Here is a 6,324-nt window from a genome sequence, read left to right as displayed (position 1 = left end):
GGGTCAGTAGCTCAGTTGGTAGAGCATTAGATTGAAGCTCTAAGTGTCGGCGGTTCGATTCCGTCCTGACCCACCATATTTTAAATTTTCTCCATGCCGGAGTAGCTCAACTGGTAGAGCAACTGACTTGTAATCAGTAGGTTGAGGGTTCAAGTCCTTTCTCCGGCACCACACGGTGGGGTAGCGAAGTGGCTAAACGCGGCGGACTGTAAATCCGCTCCTTCGGGTTCGGCAGTTCGAATCTGCCCCCCACCACCAGTTTTTAGGGGCATAGTTTAACGGTAGAACAGAGGTCTCCAAAACCTCCGATGTGGGTTCGATTCCTACTGCCCCTGCCATTTTTATAAAAAATACATCTTGGCGGTCGTGGCGAAGTGGTTAACGCACCGGATTGTGATTCCGGCACTCGGGGGTTCAATTCCCCTCGTCCGCCCCATTTTTTTAAAACATAATTTAATGCACTTATAAAATAATAACGTGGCGGTCGTGGCGAAGTGGTTAACGCACCGGATTGTGATTCCGGCATTCGGGGGTTCAATTCCCCTCGTCCGCCCCATCTTATTATTGGGGTATAGCCAAGCGGTAAGGCAACGGGTTTTGATCCCGTCATGCCCTGGTTCGAATCCAGGTACCCCAGCTTTAATGCGGAAGTAGTTCAGTGGTAGAACGCCACCTTGCCAAGGTGGAGGTCGCGGGTTCGACCCCCGTCTTCCGCTCCAAAAATTGGCGGCATAGCCAAGTGGTAAGGCATGGGTCTGCAACACCCTTATCACCGGTTCGAGTCCGGTTGCCGCCTCCATTATATTTTGCCGGCGTGGCGGAATTGGCAGACGCGCGGGACTCAAAATCCCGTTCCTTCACGGGAGTGTCGGTTCGACCCCGACCGCCGGTATCACAAAAGGGCCTGCCTGCCCTTTATAAACATCGATTCTGAAATCAGAGTCGGTGTTTTTTTATATATAAGTTTCGATTCTCTTTAAAAACTGCTTGTCTAATTAATAGGTAGTATGTTATATTATTTATTGTCGCTTAGACATTTTGCCGGCGTGGCGGAATTGGCAGACGCGCGGGACTCAAAATCCCGTTCCTTCACGGGAGTGTCGGTTCGACCCCGACCGCCGGTATTATCCTTACTGTATGCCAAGCGGTAAGAAGAAAAAAGCCCTGACCAATAGTCAGGGCTTTTTTCTATCTTAATATAATGAAATTTTAAACTACATTTCTGACATATGTGCAAAAGGCAGATGGGTGTCTATTTTCCCGTTGATGCGTTTTGCATATAACCGTTCACCATCCACCCATTTTTGAAAATCCATCATTAAGGGGAGACGATCAGGTCCCAATGCAAAACCTACTTCAAGGTTATGAGGGAAGTAGGAAGCGGTGTGCAGCGTACCAGATGCGGTGCTGTACTTCATTGAGAAGACACCGCTGTCCAGATCGTTGAGCAGTCTGAAAGCACTGTAGGCGTCTTCAGATTGCTTTTGGTGCGTTAGTAATGCCTGCTCACGGCGCTTTGAATCATCTGACTGGTAACGGTTTTCTTCTGTCAGCAATTCGAAGTGATTCGTGGATACAGAAGCTTCCCGAACAACAACAGACCGTGGAGATGCTTCTACGACCACTGATCTTCCGCTGCGGTCCAGCAATACATAACTGAACGAACGGCGGTGGGGGAGTTCTTCTAAAAGTTCGATTGCTTCATTGATATCGGCACAGTTTTCGAGGATTAAGCGGCCGATCATATTGCAGATGAAGCCGTCTTCCGAGTTACGGCGATTGATGAAATTATAGCCCATGGACAAGCCTTTTTCGTTGAGTCCATCGGTACGGCCGGTAATTTGCATTGTAGGTCCGATTGTTGCGTATCCGCCGTCAGTTGGTTGATAAAGCGCAAATCTCCCTTCATATCCTTGTGGAGAACTGTCATAATTGCGGATCATGAAATCAGAGCCGGTTAAAATGGAACAGCCACTTCTCGTGTATTCAAGGTAATAGCCGCCGAATTCACGGATGGCATCGTGCATGTTCCAACCGAGCGCATCCGCCAGGCCATTGATTTCTTCCCAAACTCTTGGGGCATATGTGAGCAGCATGTCTCTTGCTTCTTTTTCGTTGATCATCAAGTGACGGTTGGAGGTGCCAAATTGTTTCCGGCGATTTGGCAGGATAAGTGAATCTTTCAGTTTCAATCCTTGCATATAACCGAAATCGTAATGGCTTCCCCGGAACTGGATTACATCAGTATAGATAGGCTTCAAAGTCAGATCCCTCTTTTATTCAGATTAATCCGAGTGTACTGCATGTAAGCGCTGCACGAAAAGAAATATGCCTGAGCAGCGTTAAACGGCTCAGGCATATTGTTAAATGACATAAAAATCTGCTTCTCCACCGTTGATGCCGGTAAACATATTGGCGGCGGCCGCTAGTAATTCGAGTGCTGTGTCACGGTCCATGGAAGGGCGCAGATAAAAGATATGCAAAGCGTTTGTAGTCTGTTCGGTTACAGCGGTCCTTTTGGAGTCGACATATGGGCTGCCGAATGCACCTTGCTGGTCTTTTGTAACGAGTATATTGGCCAACGTATTCAGCCGGTTATTGATGCCTTCATATTGGTCACGTTCAGTCCCGATCGTTACGGAGACATCGCCTTCAATTTTATCGGCATCGTATAGTCCCAAGGGAATTTCATATTGAAGCGAAAGAAAGTTATTCATATCGACACCGGAATGGACCGGTGTGAGATAATTTTGTTTCTTCACTCTCCGGAACAGTGCTTCTGCCGACGGGCGGTAGCGGTTAGGGTCCGCACCAAGCGCTTTCCAGTTCACTTTCCATTCGAGCAGGCCAGGAAAATCAGACAGTTCTTTATCTTCCAGGTCGAAGAATAATTGTTCCTGGAAAAGCTGGAGACGGCCTTTTAACATTTGAGGAGAATCGGAAACGGTGATATTGTTATAATGAATGATTCCAACTTTAAAATCAGAAAGAATTTCAGAAATACGGGGATCGACTGTTGTTTCCACTGCACTCATCCTTTCACCTCAGCAATTTACTTTATCGTATCATATATTCACAGAAGGGGTTATCAGCATGAATCTTGGACAATTTCAAAAAGAGCTCGTTGCTTATGCCTCGGAAATCGGAATAGATAAAATCGGTTTTGCTTCAGCGGAACCATTCTTTAATTTAAAGCATCAATTGATACGCCAGCAGCAGCTGCAGTATCAATCGGGTTTCGAAGAACAGGATGTCGAAAAACGCACACACCCCGAGTTGCTGCTGGAAGAAGCGGTGACGATCATAGCAATCGCCATAGCATATCCATCAAAAATGAATGATGCGCCGCAAGGAACAAAAGGAGCAAGACGGGGTATTTTTTCACGTTCGTCCTGGGGCAAAGATTATCATGCGGCTTTGCGTGAACGGCTGACTTTGCTGGAAGCGTTCATTGCCTCGCATTATCCCGATGCTCGAATGCGTTCGATGGTGGATACAGGGGAATTGTCCGACCGTGCCGTCGCAGAGCGCGCGGGAATCGGTTGGAGTGCGAAGAACACCAATATCATTACGCCGGAATTCGGCTCTTATGTCTATCTGGGTGAAATGATCACCAATATTCCGTTTACGCTGGATGAACCGATGGAAGATCAATGCGGCGACTGCCGGCTGTGCATCGATACCTGTCCGACAGGTGCTATTGTAGAAGGCGGACAATTGAACGCACAGCGCTGCATTTCGTTTTTGACGCAGACTAAAGGCTTTTTGCCGGATGAATTCCGTTCGAAAATCGGGAATCGGCTTTATGGGTGTGACACTTGCCAGACGGTTTGTCCGAAAAATAAACGGAAAGCGAACCAGATCCACGCCGAATTTGAACCGGATCCTGAAATAGCCAAGCCGTTGCTTGAACCGTTATTAAAGATCTCAAACCGGGAGTTCAAAGAGAAGTTCGGTTATGTGTCGGGTTCCTGGAGAGGCAAGAAGCCGATTCAGCGCAATGCGATACTTGCTTTGGCGCACTTCAAGGAAGTAAGCGCTGTGCCGGCTTTAATCGATCTGCTGGAATCGGATGAACGTCCGGTTATTCGTGGAACGGCAGCCTGGGCCATCGGTAAAATCGGTACGGCTGAAGGGCTGCATGCTTTAAAAATAGCGGAAGAAAAGGAAAAAGACAGCGAAGTGCTGGAGGAAATTCAAAAAGGATTGGCATTTTTTGCTGAAAAGTCGAAAGGATAAGTGAAGAGAGTGGCCATAAATATTGTTTTATATCAGCCGTTGATACCGGCGAATACAGGAAATATCGCGCGTTCGTGCGCCGGGACCGGAGTCAGGTTGCATTTGGTTCGGCCGCTTGGATTTTCAACTGATGATAAAATGTTGAAACGTGCGGGGTTGGATTACTGGGAGCATGTGGATTTGACCTACCATGACTCACTGGATGAGCTGTTTGACAGTTATCCGGATGGCGAGTTTTATTACATCACGAAGTTCGGTTCGAAACCTCATACGACATTCGATTTTTCGGATCAGAAAAAAGATCATTTCTTCGTGTTCGGCCAGGAAACGAAAGGGTTGCCGCCGGAATTGCTCGAAGCGAATCCGGACCATTGCCTGCGGATTCCGATGAATGATAATATCAGGTCGCTGAATCTGTCGAATACTGCTGCGATCCTGATGTATGAAGCGCTGCGCCAGCAGGGATATCCCGGTTTAGAATAAAAAAGGACAGCGGAAAATTTCCGCTGTCCTTTTACAATGCTATTCTTTATCGTAAGTACCTGGTTTGTCGTCGTATCCAGCAGTGAAAATCGCTGCAAGGAAAGCAACACAAACGCCTAAAATAAGGATTAAGTTCATTTATAACGACCTCCTTGAAATATGCATCTTAGTTTAGTATAGCGGAAAGCAGGGAAAAATGAAATATAAGTCCTTATTGAATTATGGAGATTTTCTGTCGGTTTGATTGTTTTATGGAAACTACTGAAACCGTTTCAGGTTTCGTCCGTATACTAAGGTAGAGAAAATAATTAGAGGGAAAGGTTGATTATCGATGAAAATGAAAATTTCTGCTGCATTGCTATGGGTTTCAGCTATTGCAGAGGCATTTCTGGCAATCCCGCTCATCGGCGGATCGTTTGTCATCAGCACAGGCTACGCGGTACTTGGTTTCATGTTTGTCTTGCACGCGGTGACCTTATTCTTCTGTTTCCGTGAATATTCGCCGAAATCGGGTCCGATTCTGGGATTAATCACCAGTTTATTGGCTTGGTTCCCGGTCATCGGTTGGGCATTGCATTTACTGAGTGCCATCGTGCTATTCATCAACGCAGCTGTTGCCAGCCGTCCACGCATCTAAAACCGCCATTCATGGCGGTTTTTTTCTTTGGTGTAAAGTGGAGTTGAAAAACTCGAAAATATGCTGTTGAATTTGTACAATAATAGAAGAAAGGGTGAGCCTAATGGATTTAACGATCAATTCTACAAAAACCTTACATAACGGTGTGGAAATACCGCGATTCGGTCTTGGCGTCTATAAAATGACGGACAAGGAAGAGGCGGTCAATGCAATGATCACCGCAATCGAAGCAGGATACAAGGCGATTGACACGGCGGCTGTTTATGAAAATGAACAGGAAGTCGGGGAAGCGGTACGAAACTCAGCTGTAAAACGGGAAGATTTGTTCATCACGTCGAAAGTATGGAATACGGATCAGGGATATGACCAGACGCTTCGCGCTTTTGAAGCATCCCTGGAGCGTCTCGGGTTTGATTATCTGGATCTTTATCTGACGCATTGGGCAGTACCGGGTAAATACGAAGAAACCTACCGTGCCATTCAGCGCTTGTACGATGAGAAACTGGTGCGCGCAATTGGTGTTTCGAACCATCATCAGCCGCATTTGGAGCGGATTTTGGCAAAAGCGAACACAAAACCGATGGTCAATCAAATTGAACTGCATCCTCAATTGACACAGGAACCGCTGCGCGAATTCTGTGCGCAGCAGGAAATAGCGGTGACTTCCTGGTCGCCGCTTGCGCGGGGTCGTCTGCTGGATGACGCCGTACTGGCCGAAATTGCAGCTAAGCACAATAAGACGATTGCACAGGTGATCATCCGCTGGCATTTACAGAATGATCTCATCGTGATTCCGAAATCGGTGACGCCTTTACGCATTATAGAAAATGCGGATGTCTATGATTTTTCATTGGCAGCGGAAGAAATAAAAGCGATTGATGGTTTGAACCAGGATTGGCGAACGGGTACGAATCCGGATGATGTCAAAGCATAAGAAAAAGAAGTTCCCTCATTTTAAAGGGGAA

The 6,324-nt window shown here is 46.8% G+C and carries 6 protein-coding genes and 11 tRNA genes; 15 read left to right on the top strand and 2 right to left on the bottom strand.

All coding sequences use genetic code 11. The features are described 5' to 3' along the window. From D2910_RS13300 to D2910_RS13250, 11 genes are all read left to right on the top strand, one after another. A tRNA-Phe gene (locus tag D2910_RS13300) sits at positions 1 to 76 on the top strand. A gap of 19 nt (positions 77 to 95) precedes the next feature. Then, positions 96 to 171, top strand: a tRNA-Thr gene (locus tag D2910_RS13295). A 3-nt stretch (positions 172 to 174) separates the two neighbouring features. Then, positions 175 to 258 (top strand) — tRNA-Tyr (locus D2910_RS13290). A 6-nt stretch (positions 259 to 264) separates the two neighbouring features. Beyond that, a tRNA-Trp gene (locus D2910_RS13285) sits at positions 265 to 338 on the top strand. Between the two features lie 22 nt (positions 339 to 360). After that, a tRNA-His gene (locus D2910_RS13280) sits at positions 361 to 436 on the top strand. 44 nt (positions 437 to 480) lie between these two features. Next, positions 481 to 556: transfer RNA gene (locus tag D2910_RS13275), tRNA-His, on the top strand. Between the two features lie 9 nt (positions 557 to 565). Next, positions 566 to 637, top strand: a tRNA-Gln gene (locus D2910_RS13270). A 7-nt stretch (positions 638 to 644) separates the two neighbouring features. Beyond that, positions 645 to 719, top strand: a tRNA-Gly gene (locus tag D2910_RS13265). Positions 720 to 725: 6 nt separating this feature from the next. Next, positions 726 to 799, top strand: a tRNA-Cys gene (locus tag D2910_RS13260). Between the two features lie 9 nt (positions 800 to 808). Then, positions 809 to 892: transfer RNA gene (locus D2910_RS13255), tRNA-Leu, on the top strand. Between the two features lie 148 nt (positions 893 to 1,040). Then, positions 1,041 to 1,124 (top strand) — tRNA-Leu (locus D2910_RS13250). Between the two features lie 90 nt (positions 1,125 to 1,214). Here D2910_RS13250 and D2910_RS13245 read toward each other — a convergent pair. Beyond that, positions 1,215 to 2,261: a C45 family autoproteolytic acyltransferase/hydrolase gene (locus D2910_RS13245; RefSeq protein WP_117313779.1), complete on the bottom strand. Its 1,047-nt coding sequence runs from the start codon at positions 2,259 to 2,261 to the stop codon at positions 1,215 to 1,217. 102 nt (positions 2,262 to 2,363) lie between these two features. Further along, positions 2,364 to 3,026, bottom strand: a complete 663-nt coding sequence (locus tag D2910_RS13240) for a B3/B4 domain-containing protein (protein WP_084242628.1) — start codon at positions 3,024 to 3,026, stop codon at positions 2,364 to 2,366. A gap of 67 nt (positions 3,027 to 3,093) precedes the next feature. Here D2910_RS13240 and queG point away from each other — a divergent pair, with 67 nt between their 5' ends. The 4 genes from queG to D2910_RS13220 all read left to right on the top strand — a co-directional run bounded on the left by queG (position 3,094) and on the right by D2910_RS13220 (position 6,293). After that, complete coding sequence (queG, locus tag D2910_RS13235) at positions 3,094 to 4,239, top strand: tRNA epoxyqueuosine(34) reductase QueG (RefSeq protein ID WP_117313778.1); 1,146 nt, start codon at positions 3,094 to 3,096, stop codon at positions 4,237 to 4,239. 9 nt (positions 4,240 to 4,248) lie between these two features. Beyond that, positions 4,249 to 4,722: a tRNA (uridine(34)/cytosine(34)/5-carboxymethylaminomethyluridine(34)-2'-O)-methyltransferase TrmL gene (gene trmL, locus D2910_RS13230; RefSeq protein ID WP_117313777.1), complete on the top strand. Its 474-nt coding sequence runs from the start codon at positions 4,249 to 4,251 to the stop codon at positions 4,720 to 4,722. Positions 4,723 to 5,053: 331 nt separating this feature from the next. Next, entirely contained in the window at positions 5,054 to 5,359 is a 306-nt protein-coding gene (locus tag D2910_RS13225) for a hypothetical protein (RefSeq protein ID WP_084242617.1), read from the top strand. A 103-nt stretch (positions 5,360 to 5,462) separates the two neighbouring features. Beyond that, complete coding sequence (locus tag D2910_RS13220) at positions 5,463 to 6,293, top strand: aldo/keto reductase (protein ID WP_084242616.1); 831 nt, start codon at positions 5,463 to 5,465, stop codon at positions 6,291 to 6,293. Positions 6,294 to 6,324 lie beyond the last annotated feature (31 nt).

Source organism: Planomicrobium okeanokoites (assembly GCF_003428875.1).
Lineage (GTDB): Bacteria > Bacillota > Bacilli > Bacillales_A > Planococcaceae > Planococcus > Planococcus okeanokoites.
This window is presented reverse-complemented; position numbering and strand designations above follow the sequence as displayed.

What these genes read in the sequence shown, in the direction of transcription:
- D2910_RS13225 (WP_084242617.1), top strand. Translation starts at nt 5,054, where the DNA reads ATGAAAATGAAAATTTCTGCTGCATTGCTATGGGTTTCAGCTATTGCA.
- D2910_RS13220 (WP_084242616.1), top strand. Translation starts at nt 5,463, where the DNA reads ATGGATTTAACGATCAATTCTACAAAAACCTTACATAACGGTGTGGAA.
- queG (WP_117313778.1), top strand. Translation starts at nt 3,094, where the DNA reads ATGAATCTTGGACAATTTCAAAAAGAGCTCGTTGCTTATGCCTCGGAA.